General features: G+C 38.9%; 22 protein-coding genes. 5 read left to right on the forward strand and 17 right to left on the reverse strand.

All coding sequences use genetic code 11. From position 1 onward, the window contains the following. Positions 1 to 11: 11 nt before the first annotated feature. From ACEE75_RS10330 to argR, 11 genes are all read right to left on the reverse strand, one after another. Positions 12 to 311 carry a DUF1292 domain-containing protein gene (locus ACEE75_RS10330; RefSeq protein WP_354368376.1) on the reverse strand — a complete coding sequence of 100 codons (300 nt, stop codon included), beginning with the start codon at positions 309 to 311 and terminating at the stop codon, positions 12 to 14. An 11-nt stretch (positions 312 to 322) separates the two neighbouring features. Then, positions 323 to 742: a Holliday junction resolvase RuvX gene (gene ruvX / locus ACEE75_RS10335; protein ID WP_447575422.1), complete on the reverse strand. Its 420-nt coding sequence runs from the start codon at positions 740 to 742 to the stop codon at positions 323 to 325. Further along, positions 742 to 1008, reverse strand: coding sequence for an IreB family regulatory phosphoprotein (locus ACEE75_RS10340; RefSeq protein ID WP_354368372.1), 267 nt, complete (start codon positions 1006 to 1008; stop codon positions 742 to 744). The genes ruvX and ACEE75_RS10340 overlap by 1 nt, the downstream gene beginning before the upstream one ends. A 163-nt stretch (positions 1009 to 1171) precedes the next feature. Beyond that, the gene (gene spx / locus ACEE75_RS10345; protein WP_354367284.1) at positions 1172 to 1570 is read right to left on the reverse strand and encodes a transcriptional regulator Spx; all 399 of its coding nucleotides are present in this window, start codon (positions 1568 to 1570) and stop codon (positions 1172 to 1174) included. Positions 1571 to 1650: 80 nt separating this feature from the next. Beyond that, a complete protein-coding gene (recA, locus tag ACEE75_RS10350; protein WP_447575421.1) occupies positions 1651 to 2808 on the reverse strand; it encodes a recombinase RecA in 1158 nt (385 codons plus the stop codon). A 52-nt stretch (positions 2809 to 2860) separates the two neighbouring features. Further along, on the reverse strand, positions 2861 to 4102 hold the full coding sequence (locus tag ACEE75_RS10355; RefSeq protein WP_447575420.1) for a competence/damage-inducible protein A: 1242 nt from the start codon (positions 4100 to 4102) through the stop codon (positions 2861 to 2863). Positions 4103 to 4222: 120 nt separating this feature from the next. After that, positions 4223 to 4810 carry a Holliday junction branch migration protein RuvA gene (gene ruvA, locus ACEE75_RS10360; RefSeq protein ID WP_447575419.1) on the reverse strand — a complete coding sequence of 196 codons (588 nt, stop codon included), beginning with the start codon at positions 4808 to 4810 and terminating at the stop codon, positions 4223 to 4225. A gap of 11 nt (positions 4811 to 4821) precedes the next feature. Next, positions 4822 to 6795 carry a DNA mismatch repair endonuclease MutL gene (gene mutL, locus ACEE75_RS10365; RefSeq protein WP_447575418.1) on the reverse strand — a complete coding sequence of 658 codons (1974 nt, stop codon included), beginning with the start codon at positions 6793 to 6795 and terminating at the stop codon, positions 4822 to 4824. An 11-nt stretch (positions 6796 to 6806) separates the two neighbouring features. Beyond that, a complete protein-coding gene (gene mutS, locus ACEE75_RS10370; protein WP_447575417.1) occupies positions 6807 to 9350 on the reverse strand; it encodes a DNA mismatch repair protein MutS in 2544 nt (847 codons plus the stop codon). Continuing rightward, positions 9347 to 9691 (reverse strand): YlbF family regulator, encoded by a 345-nt coding sequence (locus ACEE75_RS10375; protein WP_447575416.1) that lies wholly within the window; start codon positions 9689 to 9691, stop codon positions 9347 to 9349. The genes mutS and ACEE75_RS10375 overlap by 4 nt, the downstream gene beginning before the upstream one ends. Further along, entirely contained in the window at positions 9688 to 10125 is a 438-nt protein-coding gene (gene argR, locus ACEE75_RS10380) for an arginine repressor (RefSeq protein WP_354367270.1), read from the reverse strand. The genes ACEE75_RS10375 and argR overlap by 4 nt, the downstream gene beginning before the upstream one ends. 162 nt (positions 10126 to 10287) lie before the next feature. Here argR and argS point away from each other — a divergent pair, with 162 nt between their 5' ends. Next, positions 10288 to 11979 carry an arginine--tRNA ligase gene (gene argS, locus ACEE75_RS10385; protein ID WP_447575415.1) on the forward strand — a complete coding sequence of 564 codons (1692 nt, stop codon included), beginning with the start codon at positions 10288 to 10290 and terminating at the stop codon, positions 11977 to 11979. A gap of 37 nt (positions 11980 to 12016) precedes the next feature. Here argS and ACEE75_RS10390 read toward each other — a convergent pair whose 3' ends face one another. From ACEE75_RS10390 to hisS, 5 genes are all read right to left on the reverse strand, one after another. Then, on the reverse strand, positions 12017 to 12886 hold the full coding sequence (locus ACEE75_RS10390; RefSeq protein ID WP_447575414.1) for a YitT family protein: 870 nt from the start codon (positions 12884 to 12886) through the stop codon (positions 12017 to 12019). Between the two features lie 65 nt (positions 12887 to 12951). Continuing rightward, positions 12952 to 13830, reverse strand: a complete 879-nt coding sequence (locus ACEE75_RS10395; RefSeq protein WP_447575413.1) for a YitT family protein — start codon at positions 13828 to 13830, stop codon at positions 12952 to 12954. A gap of 18 nt (positions 13831 to 13848) precedes the next feature. Further along, positions 13849 to 14793: a YitT family protein gene (locus tag ACEE75_RS10400; RefSeq protein WP_447575412.1), complete on the reverse strand. Its 945-nt coding sequence runs from the start codon at positions 14791 to 14793 to the stop codon at positions 13849 to 13851. Then, a complete protein-coding gene (aspS, locus tag ACEE75_RS10405; protein ID WP_447575411.1) occupies positions 14786 to 16534 on the reverse strand; it encodes an aspartate--tRNA ligase in 1749 nt (582 codons plus the stop codon). Before aspS ends, ACEE75_RS10400 begins: the two co-directional genes overlap by 8 nt. Positions 16535 to 16700: 166 nt before the next feature. After that, positions 16701 to 17978, reverse strand: coding sequence for a histidine--tRNA ligase (gene hisS, locus ACEE75_RS10410; RefSeq protein WP_447575410.1), 1278 nt, complete (start codon positions 17976 to 17978; stop codon positions 16701 to 16703). 308 nt (positions 17979 to 18286) lie between these two features. On the opposite strand from hisS, the gene ACEE75_RS10415 reads away from it, so the two are divergent. From ACEE75_RS10415 to ACEE75_RS10430, 4 genes are all read left to right on the forward strand, one after another. Continuing rightward, positions 18287 to 20305, forward strand: coding sequence for a 4-alpha-glucanotransferase (locus ACEE75_RS10415; RefSeq protein ID WP_447575409.1), 2019 nt, complete (start codon positions 18287 to 18289; stop codon positions 20303 to 20305). Between the two features lie 267 nt (positions 20306 to 20572). After that, positions 20573 to 21001, forward strand: a complete 429-nt coding sequence (locus tag ACEE75_RS10420) for a cupin domain-containing protein (protein ID WP_447575408.1) — start codon at positions 20573 to 20575, stop codon at positions 20999 to 21001. Between the two features lies 1 nt (position 21002). Next, entirely contained in the window at positions 21003 to 21641 is a 639-nt protein-coding gene (locus ACEE75_RS10425; RefSeq protein WP_447575407.1) for an ABC transporter ATP-binding protein, read from the forward strand. After that, positions 21638 to 22399, forward strand: coding sequence for an ABC transporter permease (locus tag ACEE75_RS10430; protein WP_447575406.1), 762 nt, complete (start codon positions 21638 to 21640; stop codon positions 22397 to 22399). The genes ACEE75_RS10425 and ACEE75_RS10430 overlap by 4 nt, the downstream gene beginning before the upstream one ends. 95 nt (positions 22400 to 22494) lie before the next feature. On the opposite strand, the gene ACEE75_RS10435 is transcribed toward ACEE75_RS10430, so the two are convergent. Beyond that, positions 22495 to 23060, reverse strand: a 566-nt coding sequence (locus ACEE75_RS10435; RefSeq protein WP_449173635.1) for a PTS transporter subunit EIIC, incomplete at its 5' end; no start/stop codon positions are given.

Consider the following 23060-nt stretch of genomic DNA (forward strand, 5'->3'; position numbering starts at 1 on the left):
CAGTCTTTTTACTAATCCTCATCTACAAAACTATTGAAGACTTCCTCAATCATATCCCACTCCGCATCTGAATCTTCAGGAATAGGTTGAAGATCTCCTTCTGTACCATCTTCATTTTCTGTATAAGAGTAAGCTTGGATCTCAATTTCACCATTAGCATCTTCTTCTGCACCTGCTGGTACTAAAAGAACATAGTTTTTACCAAATTCTTCTCGACCATCAATTGTCAATAAAATTTCAAACAAGGTTTCATTTCCTTGCTCATCCACTAACGTAATAACTTCATGTTCATGATCATGATTATGTGACATTATTTTCTCCTTTAAAACATACGATCTAGATAATTTTGTAGAATCAGTTGGGCAGCAAGCTTATCAATAACTTTTTTACGCTTTCCACGGCTAACATCCGCCTGCTCTACCAACATCCGCTCTGCTTGTACAGTTGTTAGGCGCTCATCTTGGTAATCTACAGGAAGTTGAAAAAGTTCCTTAATTTTCTCACCATAGGCTTGACTCGCTTCAACACGAGGACCGCTGGTGTTATTCATATTTTTGGGTAAACCAATCACAAACTTATCAACACGATACTCTTTTACCAACTCTGATAACCGTTCAAAACCAAATTCTTCCGTTTCTTCATCAATTTTGATGATTTCAAGACCCTGTGCTGTAAATCCCAAGGGATCACTGATTGCTACCCCAACTGTTTTAGAACCAACATCTAATCCCATTACTCGCATTATAAATCGATTCCATTTCCTTTTAGATAGTAACGAACAAGCTCTTCAACAATCTCATCGCGTTCATGCTTTCTGATTTGATTTCTGGCATCATTGTAACGAGGGACATAAGCTGGATCTCCGCTCAAAACATAGCCTACAATTTGATTAATTGGGTTATATCCTTTTTCATCCAAGGAACGATAGACGTGCGTCAAAGTCTCACTAATTTCTTTTTTATTCACATCATCTAGATTGAAGCGGACGGTTTCATCTGTAAAGCCCATCTCTACACCCTCTTTCCAATATATAGTCCCATTCATTATATCTTATTTTTAAGGAATAAACAAGAACTAGATACAGAAGGTAAGATTAGAATAACTCAAAAAACTTAAACAAACCTAATCTCATCAAAAATAAAAGGGCCATCAGCCCTTTTATGTGATTCCATTATAGTGCAGCACGCAATAATGCTTCTGAATTTTCAACATTACGCACAGAGCGTGGTAAAAAGGCACGAATATCATCCTCTTTATATCCAACCTGCAAGCGCTTTTCATCAATCAAAATCGGCGTTTTTAAAATACGAGGGTTCTGGATGATCACATCAATCACCTCACTCACACTAAGCTCCTCGATGTCAAATTTCAAAGCTTTAGCATAGCGATTTTTCGAAGATACGATACTTTCTACACCATTTTCTGTTTTTGATAAAATGTTAAATAATTCTTCTTTTGTTAGAGGGTCTTTTGCTAAATTTTGTTCTTTATAAGGTAATTGGTGAGCATTAAGCCATGTTTTAGCTTTTTTGCAGCTCGTACAACTTGAAATTGTATAAATCTTAATCATGTCAATTCTCTCTTTCCTTACATGATACTATTATCATACCACAGGCCCTCCTTTAATAAAATCCGTCTTAGGACCTATTTTTATTCCTCGATTTCAATAGCATCATCCAACTCTAGAACGACATCTTCCTGCTCAAGAACTTCCTCTGTAACTTCTTCTTTAACAGACGCTACTGGCTCATCTGAAGCTTCAATCAGGCCAAAATGCACACGCACTTTACGATCAATTTCTTCTAGAATTTCAGGATGATCCAACAAGTACTTCTTAGCATTTTCAGAACCTTGTCCAATCTTAGCATCGTTATAAGAATACCATGCACCAGCTTTTTTAATAATTCCTAAGTCACTGGCAATCTTCACCAACTCTCCTGCTGCTGAGATACCCTCACCATACATGATTTCAACCAAAGCTTCCTTAAAAGGAGGTGCTACCTTGTTTTTGACTACCTTAATTTTTGTCTCACGCCCAATGACACTACCTTTTTGATCGCCTGTTCCCTCAACTTTATTTGAAGTACTACGAACATCTAAACGCACAGAAGCATAAAACTTAAGAGCACGCCCACCAGGAGTTGTTTCTGGGTTTCCAAACATAACACCAACTTTTTCACGCAACTGGTTAATAAAGATGGCAATTGTTTTGGTTTTGTTAATAGAAGCAGATAACTTGCGCATCGCTTGGCTCATCATACGCGCTTGAAGTCCAACATGACTATCACCGATATCCCCATCAATCTCCGCACGAGGAACAAGAGCTGCCACCGAGTCAATAACTACCAAATCAACCGCACCTGAATCAATTAACTTCCCTGCAATTTCAAGCCCCTGCTCACCAGAGTCTGGTTGTGATAGTAGTAATTCATCAATATTAACCCCTAAAGCTTGAGCATACAAAGGATCTAAAGCATGTTCTGCATCAATAAAGGCTGCAATACCACCTTCTTTTTGAGCTTGAGCTACAGCGTGAAGAGCAACTGTTGTTTTACCTGAACTCTCCGGACCGTAAATCTCAATAATACGACCTTTAGGATAACCACCTGCACCAAGAGCAATATCTAACGCTAGACTACCTGAGCTCATGACTTGAACTTTTTGCTCCACACGCTCACCCAGTCGCATCACCGCCCCCTTACCAAAATCCTTTTCAATGGTTTTTAGGGCATCATCTAAGGCCTTTTTACGCTCATCACCAAATTTTTTTGTAATTTCATCTAATTTTTTACCAGATTTTTTAGCCATTTTTTCTCCTTTATTTAAATCTAGAGACACATCTTTTTTATTATACTAAACTTTAGCTTTTTAATAAAGTCTGACGGACTAAATTTAAAGCGTGTAGCACTGCTACTCTTCGAATCGTAGAGCGACTTCTTCCTCCTAAAGATAGCTGTAAAATCTCTGTCCCATCTACACTCGCCAAAGCAATAAAGACAGTTCCTACTGCTTGACCCTCTAATTCCTCTGGACCAGCAACACCTGTTAAGGAAATCGCAAAATCTGCACCTATCTTTTCTCTTGCTCCTTCAGCCATTGCTTGTGCTGTAAAGGAACTCACCACTCCATGCTCTGCTAGGTCTTTCATATTAATCCCTAACATTTTTGATTTCTCCTCCATACTGTAGGTAACAAAACCACCCGAAAAAATCTGAGACGCACCTGAAATATCGGCAAGACTGGCTTGAAATAAGCCAGCAGTTAGACTTTCAGCTGCCGTAATGGTCTTATTGTTAGCTTTCAAAAGATTAACCACCACTTCTGATAGACTTGTATCATCACCATAAGCATAAAATAGTTGAGAAAGTGGTTCTCGTTCTAATATTTTTGATTCAAACTGGTCTAGTTTAAGAGTAGCCTCTCTTTGACTTTTTGCCTTAGTGGATAAGCGCAAAGTCACCTCGCCAGTTTTCGCATAAGGTGCTAAAGTGGGATCAGTCTGTGTTTGAATCAAATCATCTAATAAAGTGACTAACTGACTCTCGCCCATCCCAAAAAAGCGTAAAACACGCGAATAAAGTTTTTTGCCACTGTCCAAAAGTGGCAATAGCTCCTCTCTCACCATCGGTTTTAACTCCCCTGGAGGCCCAGGGAGGACAACATAAGTCGTACCATCAACTGTAATGAGTCCACCTACTGCAAGTCCTGTGCGATTTTGTAAAGCAGTTGATCCTTCAATAATCTGAGCTTGACGTTCATTATTTGGCGTTCGACTGCTAGATGGTCGATGTGAGAAAAACTCATCTAAACGCTTTTTAGCAGATAAATCAGTAACCAATTCACGATTTAAAAATTGCGCTAGGGTTTGTTTGGTCAAATCATCTTCTGTTGGCCCTAAACCACCACATAAGATGATCAGATCACTCCGTTTTTTTGCAATGTCTAAAATCGATAAAAGACGCTCCATATTGTCCCCAACTGCTGTTTGAAAATAAACATCAATACCAATCTGCGCCATCTGCTCAGATAAAAATTGAGCATTGGTATTAACAATTTGACCTGTTAAAATCTCTGTCCCTACCGCTATCAATTCTGCCTTCATCTTTGCCTCCTAACTATTTATTCGATAATGATGGTCTTACTGTCATACTTTTTTAAAATTTGTTAACAAAGAAACCAGAGTAGCTTCAAAACTAAGCACTCTGGCGTCTTATCTTTTCATCTACTTGACTAACATTTTCAAGCCAGATTTAATATAGTTTTCAGCGGTGTCAGTTGTCCCTTCAAAAAAGGCACGGATTTTTTTCAATTCACTAGCTTTATATCCCAGAACCAAAAGAGCTTCCATTGCTTCTTCTAATTCTGGATTACCAGTAGCCTTTTGATGAGATTTTTTCTGCTCAGGAGCTAATTCGACAAATTTTCCTGCTAAATCTAAAACCATCTGTTGAGCTGTTTTTTTTCCAATTTTTGGAAACTTTGTTAAGTATTTAATATCGCCACTATCAATCGCAGCAACCAAACCTTCGTTATCATCAGCTGCAATAATGGCCAAAGCTGATGTTGGACCAATTCCTGTAACAGAAATTAAATTTAAAAAAACTGATTTTTCATGCTCATCATGAAAACCATATAACAACTGGGCATCCTCACGCACCACATGATGTAAAAAAATGCGAACTTCTTGATTAACTAAATCAGAAAAACTATAAGGATTGGCAACATGTATGATATAGCCCAAACCCGCTGTTTCTACCACAATATACTTAGCAGTAATTCGTGTCACTACCCCTTTAATATAATCGTACATCTCTTTTCCTTCTATTCATATTTTCCCATTTCACGTAAACTTTGGTGGTTTTCTTGAATACGTCTAAACATTTTTTCCATATCTGATGTCGTAAAATGAACTAGAACTGGTCGTCCATGAGGACAATTATAAGGATTTTGGCACTCAGATAATTGAGTCAGTAAATCTCTTGCAGAGTAGTCATCTAGCTTATGATTAGCTTTAATACTACGCTTACAAGACATCATAATGGCCAACTCTGACCTGTAATCCTTAATGGAGACCTGATTGGTTAATAGCAACATGTCACACATCTCATAAACCCCTGATTCAATCTCTTCTTCTTTAAACCAAATAGGATGCTCACGCAAAATAAAAGTATTTGGACCATAATCTTCTAAGTAAACCCCTACTTGATTTAAGAGAGACATCTTATCCTTTAGACGCAAAAAATCATCCTTAGGGAACTCAAATAAATAAGGGACTAACAGTTGTTGCGAAGAATTGTCAACCTGACCAATTTTTTCCCGATAGTATTCATATTTCACTCGTTCCTGGGCAGCATGTTGATCGATAATGTATAGACCTTCTTTACCTTGCGCAAACAAATAAGTACCGTGCATTTGACCAAAGTAATCTAGTTCAGGAAATGTGGAGCTGACCTCATTTTCAAGTCTTTCTACAGCCTTGTCAATCTGATTTTTACTCGATTTCACTGACCAATCAAAATCTGGATGTTCTGAAAATGTGCTATCTTCTCCAATCTCTCTTCTGTTAGCCATCTTAACAGAAGAACTAACAGCATCCGTTATGTCAACTTTTTTGTCAACATCCTTGTCAACACTGTCAAATTCCTTGACAGCATTTTCTGCTACTTGAGCTTCATCAAGGAAAAAATCTTGCTTAACAGCATCGTATCTCAATGGACTACTTTTTAAATTGAGAGTCGTTTGAACCGGTTTTGAGAGAGAACGTGTGCTTGATTTTGCTAAGTTTTCAAGAGCATCTGGAATCAAATCTTGTTGACGCAAACTTTCCATGATAGCTGTTTTAATTAAATGCATCAGCTCAGCTTCTTTTGAAATACGAACTTCTTGTTTAGTTGGATGAACATTGACATCAGCAAGATAAGGATCAATCTGAATATCAATGACAGCAATAGGAAAACGTCCAACCATTAGTTTGGATCCATATCCTTCTAAAATCGCTCGGTTGATCAAAAAATTTTTAATATAACGCCCGTTAATTAATAGTGTAATATAATTACGGTTTGCTCTAGTCAGCTCTGGCAAACTGATATAGCCTGAAATTTCAAAATCCAAATCACTGGTACTAATTTCCACCATCTTACGAGCAGTGTTCAAACCATAAATTCCTGAAATAGCTTGACGTAAATCACCTGTTCCGGTTGTCTTTAGCAATTCACGACCATCATTAATCAATGTAAAAGCAATTTCTGGGTGTCCTAAACTTAAGCGGTTGACCACATCAATAATATGAGCTTGCTCTGCTTGTAAACTCTTCATGTACTTTAAGCGTGCTGGCGTGTTAAAAAAGAGATTTTCGACCTTTATTTTTGTTCCAATGGGCGTTGTGACAGGCTCTTGTTTTTCAACTTTACCCCCATTGGCCACAAGTAAGGTACCACTTGGATCTGCCTGACTAGCCGTTTTAATCGTTAATTTACTAATAGACGCAATAGATGGTAGGGCTTCACCACGAAAGCCTAAGGTTCTAATCCGAAACAGATCTGCTTGATTTTTAATCTTACTCGTTGCATGCCTTCTTAAACTAAGAGCAACGTCAGACTGACGCATTCCTTCTCCATTGTCTGTGATTTGAATCGACTTGAGTCCTGCTTCCTCTATCTCTATTGTGATTTGACGGCTGCCTGCATCAATAGCATTTTCTACCAGTTCCTTGACCACACTAGCAGGACGTTCAATCACCTCACCTGCTGCAATTTGGTTAGCTAAAATCTCTGGTAATTCGATAATTTTTGACATAACTTCCCTTTCTAAAGCAGTTTTTTCAATTCGTATAAGGTTGACATAGCTTCCATAGGGGTAAGATTTAAGACATCAACCTTCTGTAATTGATCTAATACAGGATGTGAAGCTTCTTGAAAAAGGCTGAGCTGCGTACTAACGGCTTCTTTAGTAACAGCAGATGGATTCACCTGAGCAACTATCTGAGCCGAGTGTTCTTCTAAATCTTTTAAAATGGTGTCTGCACGATTCAGTAAATTTCTCGGTAAACCTGCAATCTTAGCCACATGGATACCGTAAGATTTATCAGCAGGACCTTCAGCAATTTTGTGCAAGAACGTCACTTCTCCATCTTTTTCTAAAATAGAGACATGAACATTGACTAACTGTGTCAACGTTTTTGACAAGGTTGTCAACTCATGGTAATGGGTAGCAAACATGGTCTTTGCCCCAACATGCTCATGAATATACTCAATAATGGACTGAGCAAGGGCCATACCATCATAAGTAGCCGTTCCACGACCCAACTCATCAAATAAAATCAAGGAGTGCGGGCTAGCTAATTGAATCGCTTGATTAGCCTCCATCATCTCAACCATAAAAGTCGATTGTCCAGAAATCAAATCATCTGCTGCCCCAATACGTGTGAAAATAGCATCAAAAATTGGAAAATTAACATAATCTGCTGCAACAAATGCTCCCATTTGAGCCATAATTACTGTCAAGGCAAGTTGACGCATATAAGTCGATTTCCCACTCATATTAGGTCCTGTAATTAACTGAATCGTAGTATCAGTATCAAAAGTAATGGTGTTTGGAATATACTCTTGTACTCCCATCACTTTTTCGACAACAGCATGACGACCATTTTCAATCGAAATCATTTGGTCAGTATTAAATAGCGGTCGAATATAGTGATTATTTTCAGCTACAACTGCTAATGATTGCAAGACATCAATAGTTGCCAGTAGGCGGGCTAATTTTTGAAGGCGCTGAATGTATTTTTCAACCTGAGCACGAATAGACATAAAGATATCATACTCAAGATTAGCTGACTCTTCACGTGCTTCTAACATATCCCCTTCAATCTTTGCCAATTCAACTGTACCATAACGCTCTGAGTTTTTTAGGGTTGCTTTTCGAAAGAAATGCTCTGGGACCAAATCAAGATTAGAGTTGGTTACATGGAAATAATAGCCATCTTTTTTATTGTAGTCAACTTTTAGATTAGAAATGCCACTAGCTTCACGCTCTTTAGCTTCTATCTCAGCTATCCATCCTGCTCCTTCTTTCATCACACGGCGATAGCCATCTAGTTTTTCATCAAACCCTGTTTTGATAATATCACCTTCTAAAATTGTCATGGGAGCTTCTGGATTAATAGCTGAGCTAATCAAGTGTTCCAACTCTGGTAGGGGATCCAGTTGTGCAACCAACTGTTCTAAAGCAGGGCTATCAAACGTTTCTAAGATAGACTTAATCATAGGAACATTGGACAAGGTTTTTCCAAGTTGAAGGAGATCCTTAGGATTAGCTTTTCCAAAAGAAACTCGACTAGCCAAACGCTCAATATCGTAGATTCCTTTTAAGCTTTCTGTTAAATCATGGCGCTCAAAAAAATGGTCTAAGAAAGCTTGAATCACCTCTTGACGATTTAAAATTTTAGTTTGATTCACCAAAGGCCGATCAATCCAACTACGCAATAAACGAGTCCCCATAGCCGTCTTAGTCTCATCTAGTAGCCAGTACAAACTACCATGTTTCTTTCCTGTCCGAGCATTTTCTAATAAGTCTAAGCTTTTTTTCGTGGCGTAAGTCATCTGCAAAAAGTCCTTAATTTCGTAATGTAAAGCTTTTTGGAGATGGCTAAGTTCTCTTAGTTGCGTGGTTTTAACATAAGCTAATAACTTACCTGCGCTGCTTTTTTCAAGAGGTGTCAAGGCGTTGTCAATAAGGTGTAAATCTTCTATGGCCTCCAAACTCTCAGATAATAACAAGTTGAGTTGTTTGGTTAAAAGGTGCTTTTCTTGTTCAGGTGGCTGATACCCCAAAACAACTTCTTTTGCCTTAAGGTTTAAAATCTCTGATGTGGCTGTATCAAAATCTGATAAGGTAGTTGTATGAAACTCCCCTGTTGATACATCCATATAAGCAAGGCCATAAGAAAGACCATCTGTATCAAGAGAGACTAAGAAATTATTACTAGCATCCTGACTACTGGAATCAATAGCTGTCCCTGGGGTAATGACCTGAACAACTTCTCTTTTGACCACACCGACAGCTTTTTTTGGATCCTCCATCTGCTCGGCAATCGCCACCTTATATCCCAACTCGACTAAGGTGTCAATATATTGTTGTGCTGCATGAAAAGGCATGCCTGCCATTGGAATAGGATGATCTGCATTTTTATTACGACTCGTCAAGGTCAGCTCTAAAATTTGAGCAGCTTTTGTCGCGTCCTCATAAAATAACTCATAAAAGTCCCCCATACGAAATAGCAAAAAAGCATCTGGATATTCTTTTTTAATATCCAGATACTGCTGCATGCCTGGGGAGAGTTTTTCTTTTGTCATGATGTCAACTCCTCATTTATTTTATCTTCAATAGATTTTGTCACATACTGTAAAAGATCACTAGTGTCTTGTAACTTTACACGATAAGCTTGAACAAGGGGATTTTGATTAAGCTCAACCTCTAAAAGAATAGCAGCCTCACTACTGCTTTCATAAGCTTGAGATTTCTCTAACTTTTGATATAAAACTGCTTCTTGCTGATAAGCTTTCATCTTTATAGTTTGCTCTTGTAATTGTGGTAATGATTTAACTTCTTTTTCTAGAGCTTGATAAGAAATCACATTAGGATGCTGGGCTAGAAGACTAGCTAGATGATCTAACTGTTTTTGAAAAGGTATCATAGTGATAACTCAATATCACTTTCTAAATTTTTTGCCATCGCTTCATCTCGACAAATCACAATCAATGTATCAGCGCCAGCAATTGTCCCTAAGATCCCCTCCTCGTTCTCAGCATCAATAATATTAGCTAAAACATCAGCTTCTCCTAAATTAGTATGGATGACCAACATAAAACTTGCACGCGCAACCTTTAAGATAAACGGCGATATTGCCTCTAAAAAACTGCTATCTGTTAGATTAGATAGGCTATAATACAATCGACCTTCACCATCCCGTAATTTTAATAACCCAATTTCTCTCAAGTCACGAGACAAAGTGGCTTGTGTTACAGAAATGCCCTCTTCCTCTAAAAGAGCCTTGATCTCTTCTTGTGTTCCCACACGGCCTTTCTGGATAATCCGTTTGATTCTATTTTGACGTTCTTGTTTGTTCATGATATCCTCAATCTTGTATAAATATGCTAACTGATTATATCAAAAATTCCTTATTTTTTCGACACTTAAAGCAGGAGACTTCCTAGAAATCTTCTATTTTTAGTCATCAATTGAGTGATTTTATGTTAAAATAGAATGACTGATTAACAAAGGAGTACCTTTATGAATAACAAAGAATTGATTGCTTTAGAAATCAATAAAGTTGTCCCTGACTTGGACAAAGAAACAATTTCCAACTTACTTGAAACACCTAAAAATTCTGACATGGGAGATGTGGCCTTTCCTGCCTTTAGCCTCGCTAAAATTCTTAGAAAAGCCCCTCAAATGATTGCATCAGAAATTGCAGAAAAAATCGATGCTTCAGCCTTTGAAAAAGTAGAGGCAGTTGGACCTTACATCAATTTTTTCCTCGATAAAAAGGCTATTTCTGCAAAAGTATTGAAAGAAGTGATTCGTAATAAAGAGCATTACGCTGATCAAAGTATTGGGCAAGGAAAAAATGTTGCCATTGACATGTCCAGTCCAAACATTGCCAAACCTTTTTCTATTGGACATCTTCGCTCAACTGTTATCGGAGACAGCTTATCCAATATCTTTAAAAAATTAGGCTATCATACGGTCCGCATTAACCATCTCGGTGACTGGGGTAAACAGTTTGGTATGCTAATTGTTGCTTACAAAAAATGGGGAGATCAAAAAGCTGTTGAAGAAAAACCTATCAGTGAACTCTTAAAACTCTATGTTCGTATCAATGAGGAAGCTAAAGAACATCCTGAATTAGATGACGAAGCACGTGACTGGTTCCGTAAGTTAGAAAATGGTGATGAAGAAGCACTTAACTTGTGGCAATGGTTCCGTGATGAAAGTCTAGTAGAGTTTAACCGCCTTTATAAAGAGCTTGATGTTAAATTTGATAGCTACAACGGTGAAGCATTTTATAATGACAAGATGGATGAAATCGTTGAACTGCTTGAAGAAAAAGGTCTCCTTGAAGAATCAGAAGGTGCTCAAGTTGTCAACCTTGAAAAATACGGTATTGAACACCCCGCTCTTATCAAAAAATCTGACGGTGCCACTCTTTATATCACACGCGATCTCGCTGCTGCTCTTTATCGCAAACGCCAATATGACTTTGCTAAGGCCATTTATGTGGTAGGGCAAGAACAGTCAGCCCATTTCAAACAACTTAAAGCTGTCCTTAAGGAAATGGACTATGACTGGAGTGAGGATATTACTCACGTTGCCTTTGGTCTAGTCACTAAAGAAGGTAAAAAACTTTCTACACGTAAAGGGAACGTTATCCTACTTGAACCAACTATTGCCGAAGCAGTTAGTCGTGCTAAAGCTCAAATTGAGAGCAAAAACCCTGACTTGCCAAACAAAGATGCCGTAGCTCATGCTGTGGGAGTTGGTGCCATCAAGTTCTACGACCTAAAAACAGACCGCACCAATGGTTATGACTTTGACCTAGAAGCTATGGTTTCCTTTGAAGGAGAAACTGGACCTTATGTGCAATATGCTCACGCACGCATCCAATCCATCTTGCGTAAGGCCGACTTCACACCAGACGAAACAACAACTTATAGCTTATCTGATACAGAAAGCTGGGAAATTATCAAATTGATCCAAGACTTCCCACGTATTATTGTCCGCAGTGCCGATAACTTTGAGCCATCTATCATCGCTAAATTTGCGATTAACCTTGCACAAAGCTTTAACAAGTACTATGCGCACACTCGTATTCTAGATGACAGTCCAGAACGTGATAGTCGCTTAGCACTTTCTTATGCCACAGCAACAGTCTTAAAAGAAGCCCTTGCTCTTCTTGGAGTAGAAGCACCAAACGAAATGTAAACAAAATCCCATTTGGTAAATACCAAATGGGATTTTCTTAATTCAGATTCTTTTTCCTTCGAATCGTAAAATCGGAACTAACGACCTCATCTACATCTAAAATAGAGATAAAGGCATCTGGATCCATATCTAACAAAATCGCCTTAACATCTCTTACTTCGCTAGGGTTTAACACCACATAGAGTACCTGATAAGAAGTTCCTGAGTAAGCACCTTGTCCCTGTAAAAAGGTTACTCCTCTATTGATCTCATTTAAAATTCGTTTTGCTACCAAATCTGATTGTTTCGTAATAATAATCATTCCTCGAACACGATAACCACCATTTTGAACAACCGTTACGACTTGACTAAAGACAAAACTGGCAATTAAGGTATAAAGCATATGTTGTAAATCAATATAAGTTAGAGAAGCTAATAAAACCAGCAGGTCTATGGTTAAAAGCGTCTGCCCCAATTTGAAGCCGAATTTTTCCTCTAAGACACGCCCGATAATATCTGTTCCACCTGTTGTGGCACCATATCGAAAAACAAGACCACTTCCTACACCTGCAAAAAGACCAGCGACCACAGCCACCAACATCATATCATTCTTTAAGGGAATTTCAATTGGAACACGTTGCCATAGCCAGATAAAAATAGACATGGTGAGGGTGCCATAAATGGTTAAAACTAATGATTTTTTTCCAAAAACACGTGCCCCCAAGACAAATAACGGTAAGTTTAAGAGTAGGGAAGAATAGGCAGGATTAAGACCTGTTAAAAAATTGATGATAAGAGTAACTCCTGCGATGCCCCCTTCAGCTAAATGATAAGCCATATTAAACTTGACAAAACCAAAAGTATATATTGCAACCCCCAAAGCAATCATTAGCAGATTCTTAAAGGTTAATCGTTTATCTTCTTTCATCACGTATCCCCCTTACCACAAAAAAGGAAATCGGGATCAATCATCATCTCCCAATTTCCTCCTTTCTATTTTTTCATTTTTCGATATTTACTTTTTGATGCCACAAATTCTGGACTCATGACTTCATCAACATTAAAGACTGAAACAAAAGCTTGCGAATCAAGTTCTCTCACTAAGATCTTAACATCACGAACATCTGTAGGGCTCAAAGCAACATACATCACATCTTTTTCTTGACCAGAGTAGGCTCCTTCTCCTTTTAAAAAAGTTACCCCTCTCCCCAGATCTTCCATAATAACCTTTGAAATCTCTTGAGAGCGATTAGAAATGATGACCATGCCCCGAACAGCATATCCTCCATTTTGAACTAGATTAACCATCTGGCTATACATAAAGCTAGCAATCAAAGCATACATCATCTTGGGAATAGTGATATAGGTCAGCGATAAAATCATCACAAAAATATCAAATGCAAGAAGAGCTTGGTTTAATTGGATTCCAAACTTGTCCTCAATAACACGTGCTACAATATCAGACCCTCCAATAGTCCCCCCATTTCTAAAGACCAATCCACCACCTAAACCAGCAGTGATGCCAGCGAGCAAGGATACTACCAAGTCATCATGTTCTAAATCAATGACAATAGGAACTTTCTGGAAGATCCAAATAAAAAAATAGAGACAGAAAATTCCCTCAATCGTATAAATCATTGATTTACGACCAAATAAGTAAGCTCCTAAAAGGATCAAAGGTAGATTAATCAGATAACCTGAATAGGTGGGGTTAATTCCAAAAAGGGCATGTAAGACTAGTGTTAGACCAGATAAACCATTGGCTGCAATTTGATTAGCCATATTAAAGTAAACAAATCCAAAAGCATAAATAGCTGCCCCAAAGGCAATCAGAATCATATTTTTCAGACGAAACTGATAATCCACTATCATACAAAATCTCCTTAACTCCTACTGATCCTCTTCCACAAATCTTCCAATGATATGAACATTCTCCGCTACCGAAACAAAGGCTGTCGGATCATATTTTTTCATCAAATACTTAAACTCAGCATACTCTGAACGGGTGATAATAGTGATCAAGACACATTTTTTCTCGTGATTATAAGTTCCTTCTGCATCATTGATACAGGTCACACCACGATTTAATTTTTTGTGAATCATGCGGGTGACTTTATCAGGATTACTGGTGATAATCATAGCCTGCATTTTCTTTTGCTTGGTAAAGACAGCATCCGTCACACGACTAGAGACAAAGATTGTCACCATGGAGTATAGGGCATACTGCCAACCAAACAAAAGTCCCGCAAACAACATAATGACAGCATTCACTGCTAAGGAAATATTGCCAACATCACGGCCTGTTTTCTTACGAATCGTTAAACTAACAATATCTGTCCCACCACTTGAAATATTAGACTTCAAAGCATAACCTATGCCAACTCCCATCACCAAACCACCAAAAATGGCGTTAATCAAGGGATCTTCGGTTAAGGTTATTTCAGGCATAAACTGAATAAATAAGGTACTTAAAGTAACTGTAATAAAAGTAAAGACTGTAAATTTATGCCCAATCTTATACCAAGCCAATACAATCAAAGGAATATTAATAGCATAAAAGGTAAGAGCTACAGGAATTGCAAAACCTAGTAGGCGGTGGCTTAGAGCTGACAGAACCTGTGCTAAACCAGTGACACCACTGGAATAGACATGCCCTGGCTGAAAGAAAAAGTTAACTGCAATACTGGATAAAAGGGCATAAAGCAGGGAAGCGGATACCTTCTCTGCATATTTTTCCCTTGAAATACTTTGTAGGGTTTGAAACAATCCTACTTTTTTAGCAGCCTGACCAACTGCATACTTTGTTTTCTTTTTAAAACTAGCTTTTTTAATCATTGTCCTCTACTTGCAAAGCAAGCTCTTCAAGTTGTTTTGGAGAAACAAGGCTAGGTGCTTGTGTCATAGGATCACTAGCCTTATTATTTTTAGGAAAGGCAATTACTTCACGGATATTATCTTTACCAGCCAATAACATCACCAATCGGTCTAGACCCAAGGCTAAACCACCGTGTGGTGGGAAACCATAGTCCATAGCTTCTAACAAGAAACCAAACTGTTCATTAGCTTCCTCAAGAGAGAATCCTAGAGCTTTTAACATCCGCTCTTGTAAGTCTTTTTGATTAATCCTCAAGCTACCACCACCAAGCTCATAACCATTTAAGACAATATCATAAGCAATAGCTTTTACCTTACTAAGATCACCCTCAAGTTCATGTGCTGTATCTGCTTGCGGCAGGGTGAAAGGATGGTGAGCTGACATGTAGCGACCTTCTTCTTCTGACCATTCAAACATTGGCCAATCAACAATCCACAAGAAATTAAATTGTGACTCATCAATCAAATCTTGCTCCTTAGCAATACGATTACGAAGAGCGCCTAAAGTATTATTCGCAACATCTAAGCTATCTGCTACAAAAAGGACCAAATCATTTTCAGAAAGCGCTAAGCGCTCAACAAGAGCTGACTCAATATCTGTTAAAAACTTAGCAACTGGACCTGCTAAGTTAGCATCATTATACTTCACCCAAGCTAGACCTTTAGCACCAAATTGTTTGGCAAACTCTGTCAACTTGTCAATATCTTTACGAGAATAAGCATCCGCCTTACCTTTGACAACGATTGCTTTTACTGTCTCAGCCTCTGAAAAGACTTTGAAATCGACTCCCTTTACAGTTTCTGTCAAGTCTTCTAGAAGCATTTCAAAACGAGTATCTGGCTTATCTGAACCATACTTGTTCATAGCTTCGTCATAAGACATACGTGGGAATGGCAAAGTGACTTCTATCCCTTTTGTATCCTTCATCACTTTTGCGAGTAAACCTTCTGTCAAGTCTTGAATCTCAAGATCTGTTAAAAATGATGTTTCTAAATCAACCTGTGTAAACTCAGGTTGACGGTCACCACGAAGATCTTCATCACGGAAACACTTAACAATTTGATAATAGCGATCAAATCCAGCATTCATCAACAATTGTTTTGTAATTTGAGGACTTTGCGGAAGAGCATAAAAATGACCTTGACTCACTCGACTTGGTACAAGGTAGTCCCTCGCTCCTTCTGGAGTGGACTTCGTTAACATCGGTGTTTCGACATCAATAAATTCAAGAGCATCCAAATAATTGCGAATAGAATGTGTCACCGCTGCACGCAGTTTAAAGTTTTCGAGCATCTCAGGGCGACGAAGATCTAGGTAACGATAACGCAAACGTGTCTCATCACTGATTTCTGCACCATCTTTAATTTCAAAAGGAGTCGTCTTGGCTACATTTAAAATACGCAACTGCTCAACATGTAATTCCACCTCACCTGTAGGCAATTTATCATTAGCTTGACCACGTTTTTCAACTTGACCCGTCACTTCAATAACATACTCACTACGTAATTTTTCAGCTGCAGCCACAACTTCTGCTGAAGCATTTTCTGGGTTGATCACCAATTGCATGATGCCTTCACGATCACGCAAATCAATAAAAATCAAACCTCCTAAGTCGCGACGTCTAGCAACCCAACCTTTAAGAGTTAGGATTTGTCCAACATGTTCTGTGCGAACACGTCCTGCATACATTGAACGTTTCATATGATTTCTCTTCTCCATCTAAAATATTCATTCCTTCATATTATAACAAAAAGCGCTTAAAAACCCCACCTATTTCAAAAGAGTTTTTCGATGCTTATCCTAAAATCTAGATAAGATTATCTTATCAGACAAAAACCTCAGTAAGTGCAGCTTACTGAGGTTTTTGTTAGGCTAACTTTTCTACAATAGCCGCAAAGTTTTCTGTGATTTCAGCAAAACTTGCGGTGTACTCTTCACGTGTCTGATTATTTTTAATAGTAACTTGGCCACTTTCTACTTCACTTTCGCCAAGCGTTATCACTAACTTCGCACCAAAAGTATCTGCTGACTTGAACTGCGCCTTAATTTTACGGTTAAGATAGTCTCGTTCTGCTTTAAAACCTTGATGACGAATAGCTTGTACCAACTCTAAAGCCTTCCCATTAGCACCAGCTCCTAAAACCGCTAAATAAACATCCAAACTTTCTTCAACTGGTAGGCTGATCCCTTGTTTTTCAAGAATTAAAAGCAAGCGTTCAAGTCCTAGTCCAAAACCAAAACCAGCGGTTTCTGGACCACCGAAATACTCAACCAAACCATCATAGCGACCACCTGCACAGATGGTCAAGTCAGAACGATCAACAGTTGTGATGAACTCAAAAATCGTGTGATTATAATAATCCAATCCACGAACCATATTGGTATCAATCACATAAGGAATCCCCAAACTCTCAAGCATGTTACGCACTTGATCAAAGTGTTCCTGACTCTCTTCATCTAGATAATCTAAAATAGACGGAGCATTTTCCACTGCTAGCTTGTCTTCTTTTTCCTTAGAATCTAGAACACGCAAAGGATTTTCTTCTAGACGACGCTGACTATCTTTTGAAAGCGTCTCTCGAAGAGGGGTTAGATAGTCAATCAAAGCTTGACGGTAGGCCGCACGACTCTCTGGGCTACCCAGAGTATTAAGGTGAAGGGTCACATCTTTAATCCCTAAAGTCGTAAATAATTGATAAGCCATAGCGATTGTTTCAACATCTGTGGCAGGGTTGGGAGAGCCAAAGCACTCAACACCAATTTGGTGAAACTCACGCAAGCGACCTGCTTGTGGACGCTCATAACGAAACATTGAACCAATGTAATAAAGTTTAACAGGTTTTTGAACCTCTGGAGCAAAAAGTTTGTTTTCAACATAAGAACGGACCACTGGAGCTGTTCCTTCTGGACGTAGAGTGATGTGACGCTCACCCTTATCATAAAAATCATACATCTCCTTAGTGACAATGTCTGTTGTATCGCCAACAGAGCGACTAATCACTTCATAATGTTCAAACATAGGTGTTCGAATTTCAGCATAATGGTATTTCTTAAATGTTTCACGTGCAACTTCCTCCACATACTGCCATTTAGCAGACTCTTGTGGCAGAATATCTTGTGTTCCCTTAGGTTTTTGCAATTTCATCTGTATTGATACAAGGCCCTATCTTTGAAAAATAAAGCATCATCCTTCAAAAACTAGCTAGCGTCTATCAGTGATGGGACACTGCTACAGCCTCTTCACCTTTCCCTTAATTTCCTACCTATTTTACCACATTCTGTCCCCAAAAACTATCACTAGAAAAGGAAAAGACTGGTCAAGAAAGAAATTTTTCTTACTCCTTCATCACAAAAGAATGTCTCACTTTTTATGAAAATACATGAAAACCATTGTCTTTATCAGGGATCTGCGATATAATTTTCTAAGAAAACGTTTGCATAGGAAGGTTGCTTATGAAAAAAGAATTTCGATTAGTCCCCTACGGGGATACCCCTTATCACACTGGTTTAGCTATTCCTGTTTTTTCTTTACGTAGCGAAAACGATTTCGGTGTTGGGCAATTTAGCGATTTAAAGGCCTTGGCAGATATCACCAAAGCAAGTGGGCTTGATATTATTCAGATTTTACCAATTAACGACACCAATGCCACTCAAACCTTTAAGGATTCTTCTCCTTATACCGCCACTTCTGTTTTTGCCCTCCATCCCCTTTATCTAGACTTAACACCATTTGAAAAAGAGCTTGATTCAGACAGTCTTACAACTTATCAAAAAGAGAAGGCAGCATTCAATCAGCTAGAGGCGGTGGATTATCCAAATGTTATCAAAAGAAAACTCTTTTATGCTCGAAAAGTCTTTGACAAACTCAAAAAAAGTCTAGCTCACGACAAAAACTTCAAAGCTTTTAAAGAAGAGAAAAAAAGCTGGCTAGAAGCTTATGCTTGCTTTAACTATTATCTCAAGCAGTATGATAGTACCGATTTTACAGATTGGAAAGAGCATGCCGTCTATCAAGATCATTTCTATAAGGAACTGCAAAAAAATGCTGAAGCTAAAGATTTCTTAGACTTCCAAGCTTTCTTACAATTCGTCCTTCACCAACAGCTCCTTGAGGCTACTCAATATTGTCATAGCATCGGAGTCGCCATTAAAGGAGATATTGCCATCGGAGTCGGACTTTTCTCAGCAGATGCTTGGCAAAATCCTGATCTCTTTAATCTGGATATGCAAGCGGGAGCTCCACCAGATGCTTTTTCCACAACAGGACAAAACTGGGCTTTACCGACTTACAATTGGACACGTATGGCAGAAGATGGGTACGCTTGGTGGAAGGCCCGTCTTAGCAGTATGGCAACCTATTTTGATGCCTACCGCCTAGACCATATCCTTGGTTTTTTCCGTATCTGGGAAATTCCAACCTACTCTGTTCGCGGTTTACTCGGACACTTCACACCTGCCCGCGGTTATTCCGTTGAAGAATTGGAACAAATTGGTATTCCTTTCCGAGCTTGGGGAGGGGAAAAACGTTTTGTTGAACCTTTTATCAAGGATTGGGTTATCGACCGTATTTTTGGACGTGATCAAAGAGATAGAATTATTCAAAATTACCTCAATTATATAGGCTATGAAAATTATGAATTAAAAGAGCCTTTTAAAGACCAAAAGACGATCGAAGCTCTAGATGTTGAAGAATATATCAAGGATGGGCTCTACCAGTTAACAGAAAATGTCCTACTCATTAAGGACCATGAAACAGATGGGTACTATCATCCCCGTGTCTCTCTAACACAAACTATCTCTTATCAAGAATTAGGCTATGAATTCCAAGAAAAATTTGATTGGCTTCATAATGACTACTTCTATTATCGTAATAATCATTTTTGGAAGGAAAAAGCTCTAGAAAAGTTACCTGTCCTCAAAAATGCAACAGATATGCTTGCTTGTGGAGAAGATTTAGGGATGGTACCTGCCACTGTTCCAGAAGTAATGGCAGAAACGCAGATTTTAAAATTAGCTGTTGAACGTATGCCTGATGACCCTGCTCAATTTGTTCACCACTTGGATCACTTAGATTACCTCTGTGTGGCAACTCCCTCTAGTCATGATACTTCAACCCTAAGACAGTGGTGGCAAGAAGATTTTGCATTTACGCAACAATATTATAACCAAATAATGCACTTCTTTGGAGAAGCACCACAAGAGGCTGGTCCAGAGGTGATTGAGAATATCATTTATCGCCACCTCAATTCTAATGCCATGATTGTCATTTTCCCACTACAAGACCTATTTGCTCTTAACACTGAGGTAAGCAATCCAAATCAAGCAATCGAGCGCATTAATGACCCTTCTAATCCCAAAAATAGTTGGGATTATCGCATGCACCTCTCTCTTGAGCAGTTGTCTGAAAAAGCGGACTTTATTCAACAGCTTCATCACATGGTTACCAACTCTCGTCGAAGCAGCAAAGGCTAAAAAATGCTGTTCTAGTACCCTTTCTTAAACCAGTGTTTGAGGAGAAAATCTTAGAAAGCCCTATTGATCTGCTATGTAACTGATACAAATGAGTTTTCTTTACTCCCTAACTTGTAGGCTAGGACGTAAAGGAGACTTTTTTCATTTATCTAGTAACACCTGAAAATAATGATCGTTTCAAAAGCTTGACATCTATTTTAAAAAGAGTATAATTAGAATAATTCTAAATAATATTTATAATCATTCTAAAAACAGAGGTAAACAATTATGACAACTAAAGACTATGGTAAAGCGCCATTTGTAACCAATATTGAAACAGCTACACTTGAAAATACTAACTACCGCACAGCCCTTTGGACTGGAGAACTCTTGCAAGTTACCCTTATGTCTATCCCAGTTGGTGGTGACATCGGTGCAGAAGTTCACAATGAAAACGATCAATTCCTCCGTATTGAACAAGGTCACGGCCGTGTGATCATGGGGGAATCAGCTGATAAGATTACGCTTGATACTGAAGTTGGACCAGAAGATGCCATTTTCATTCCAAATGGAACCTACCATAATGTCATCAACATCGGTCAAGAAGACCTTAAAATTTACTCTATCTATGGACCAGCCCACCACGCTCATGGGACAGTTCATGAAACACAGGCCATTGCTATCGCTGCCGAAGAAGCAGAAGAGCACGGTCATTAAGATGAACATTTTTCAACTTCAATCTGTCGGCTTATCGTATAATGATAAGTCGATTTTAACTGACATCAGCTTCACTATTGCAGAAGGCGAGCGACTAACCTTGGTTGGACCTTCGGGCAGTGGAAAAAGCTCTATCCTAAAACTCTTGGCAGGCTTAACATCTGCGACTAGTGGGACTATTTTCTTTCAAGGGGAAGACATCGCAGAGCTGGATATGCCAACTTACAGGAGAGAAGTTTCTTATTGTTTTCAACAGCCAGTTCTCTTTGGGCAGACCGTCCAAGATAATCTCCAGTTTCCATTTGCCATTCGTCAGGTAGCCTTTGACCAGACCAAAGCCCTCAAGGCTCTAGAATCTGTTCATCTAGCACCAACATTTTTAAGCAAAAAAATCACAGAACTATCTGGAGGGGAAAAGCAACGAGTTGCCCTCATCCGTAATCTACTCTTTGAGCCCAAAGTTTTACTCTTAGACGAAATCTCTACAGGCTTAGATGCCGAAACCAAGGCCATTGTCAACAAGCTCTTAGCAGACTACCATATCGCAGGAAATACCTTGATTGAAGTCACTCATGACCAATCAGAGATTGATGTAGCCCAAAAGATTTTGAGAATAGAAGGAGGTCGTATCCAAGGATGAATGTTTCAGTAGATAATCTCTCCTTAGCCCTTGTTTTCGGACTAGTCTTGGTAGCAATTAGCATCAGTCAGAAGGAAAAACTTGGACTGACCAAAGATATTGTTATGGCCGTTGTCAGAACAGTTCTCCAGCTGATTTTTGTTGGCTATATTCTCAAGTTTATCTTCCAAGCCTCAAATGTCTTTCTCAGCTTAACGATGATTCTGATTATTCTTTTTAATGCCAGCGTCCAAGCTAACAAACGCAATCCTAGTAGCAAGAAATCCTTGCTCCATCCCTTTCTAGCCCTTTTAACCTCAACTGGTCTGACCTTGACAATCTTGGTACTATCTGGTGCAATCAAGTTTACTCCTTCACAAGTGATTCCCATATCAGGGATGTTGGCTAGTAATGCCATGACGGCAATCGGCTTATCCTATCGGGCTATGTACAAGTCTTTCACTGATAACCGCCAACAAGTTTTGGAAAAATTAAGTCTAGGTGCCAGTGTTAAACTGGCTTCACAGGATATTTTGCGCGAGGCTATTAAAACAGGTATGCAGCCCACCATTGACTCAGCTAAGACAGTTGGTCTAGTCAGCCTGCCTGGGATGATGTCAGGGCTAATATTTGCAGGAGTTGATCCAGTCCATGCCATTCGCTATCAGATTATGGTCATGTTCATGTTGCTGTCTGCGACTAGCTTAGCTTCCGTTATCGCCTCCTATACAGCCTATCAGACCTACTTTACGGATAGAGCCCAGTTGGAATTTGACTAATCGTTTATGACTAGAGATAAAAGAAAAACACAGATAACCTTAGTTAAAGTTATCTGTGTTTTTAGTTGTTGTCCTGCTCATGTTTAATGGTCTCACTAATCTTCTTCCCGATAGAGAATAAAGGTCACAACAAAGGAAACGACGACTGAAATAATCAAGCCTGCAATAGCTGTGTAAAAGTATTTTAACGTGTCCTCTCCGATGTAGGCTGCAATAGTTAGAAGCCCTGGCGAGCCACCTGAGAAGTTTCTAGCCCCTAAAATGCCTAGGAAAAATCCACCTACGCCACCAGCTACCATAGAGCCGATTAAAGCTGCTTTATTTTGCAAGGTTACACCATATAAAGCAGGCTCTGTGATTCCAAAGATAGCCGTAAGACCTGCCGAAGAAGCCAAGGCTTTTTTATTGGTGTCTTTTGTTTTAACAGCAATCGCTAGCGCAGCGCCCCCTTGTGCCACGTTGGAAGCTAACATCCCAGGCTGGGCAATGGTGTCATAACCAATAGTCATTCGGTTATTGATACCAATGGACACCAAACCATAGTGGGTCCCTGTCATGACAAGGAAAGGAGAGAAGACACCGACAATCGTTGGAACTACCCAAGGACCAAAGTTTTCTAACCATTTAAAGAAATTACCTAGCCAGTTTCCGACAATTGCCC

The sequence above is a fragment of the Streptococcus sp. 11273D007BT genome, from assembly GCF_053547195.1.

Coding starts and splice junctions, on each gene's coding strand:
- ACEE75_RS10390 (WP_447575414.1), bottom strand. CDS start 12,886: ATGAAAGAAGATAAACGATTAACCTTTAAGAATCTGCTAATGATTGCT.
- ACEE75_RS10425 (WP_447575407.1), top strand. CDS start 21,003: ATGAACATTTTTCAACTTCAATCTGTCGGCTTATCGTATAATGATAAG.
- argR (WP_354367270.1), bottom strand. CDS start 10,125: ATGAACAAACAAGAACGTCAAAATAGAATCAAACGGATTATCCAGAAA.
- mutS (WP_447575417.1), bottom strand. CDS start 9,350: ATGACAAAAGAAAAACTCTCCCCAGGCATGCAGCAGTATCTGGATATT.
- ACEE75_RS10415 (WP_447575409.1), top strand. CDS start 18,287: ATGAAAAAAGAATTTCGATTAGTCCCCTACGGGGATACCCCTTATCAC.
- ACEE75_RS10355 (WP_447575420.1), bottom strand. CDS start 4,102: ATGAAGGCAGAATTGATAGCGGTAGGGACAGAGATTTTAACAGGTCAA.
- ruvA (WP_447575419.1), bottom strand. CDS start 4,810: ATGTACGATTATATTAAAGGGGTAGTGACACGAATTACTGCTAAGTAT.
- hisS (WP_447575410.1), bottom strand. CDS start 17,978: ATGAAATTGCAAAAACCTAAGGGAACACAAGATATTCTGCCACAAGAG.
- ACEE75_RS10375 (WP_447575416.1), bottom strand. CDS start 9,691: ATGATACCTTTTCAAAAACAGTTAGATCATCTAGCTAGTCTTCTAGCC.
- argS (WP_447575415.1), top strand. CDS start 10,288: ATGAATAACAAAGAATTGATTGCTTTAGAAATCAATAAAGTTGTCCCT.
- ruvX (WP_447575422.1), bottom strand. CDS start 742: ATGCGAGTAATGGGATTAGATGTTGGTTCTAAAACAGTTGGGGTAGCA.
- ACEE75_RS10430 (WP_447575406.1), top strand. CDS start 21,638: ATGAATGTTTCAGTAGATAATCTCTCCTTAGCCCTTGTTTTCGGACTA.
- spx (WP_354367284.1), bottom strand. CDS start 1,570: ATGATTAAGATTTATACAATTTCAAGTTGTACGAGCTGCAAAAAAGCT.
- mutL (WP_447575418.1), bottom strand. CDS start 6,795: ATGTCAAAAATTATCGAATTACCAGAGATTTTAGCTAACCAAATTGCA.
- ACEE75_RS10340 (WP_354368372.1), bottom strand. CDS start 1,008: ATGGGCTTTACAGATGAAACCGTCCGCTTCAATCTAGATGATGTGAAT.
- ACEE75_RS10400 (WP_447575412.1), bottom strand. CDS start 14,793: ATGATTAAAAAAGCTAGTTTTAAAAAGAAAACAAAGTATGCAGTTGGT.
- recA (WP_447575421.1), bottom strand. CDS start 2,808: ATGGCTAAAAAATCTGGTAAAAAATTAGATGAAATTACAAAAAAATTT.
- ACEE75_RS10330 (WP_354368376.1), bottom strand. CDS start 311: ATGTCACATAATCATGATCATGAACATGAAGTTATTACGTTAGTGGAT.
- ACEE75_RS10395 (WP_447575413.1), bottom strand. CDS start 13,830: ATGATAGTGGATTATCAGTTTCGTCTGAAAAATATGATTCTGATTGCC.
- aspS (WP_447575411.1), bottom strand. CDS start 16,534: ATGAAACGTTCAATGTATGCAGGACGTGTTCGCACAGAACATGTTGGA.
- ACEE75_RS10420 (WP_447575408.1), top strand. CDS start 20,573: ATGACAACTAAAGACTATGGTAAAGCGCCATTTGTAACCAATATTGAA.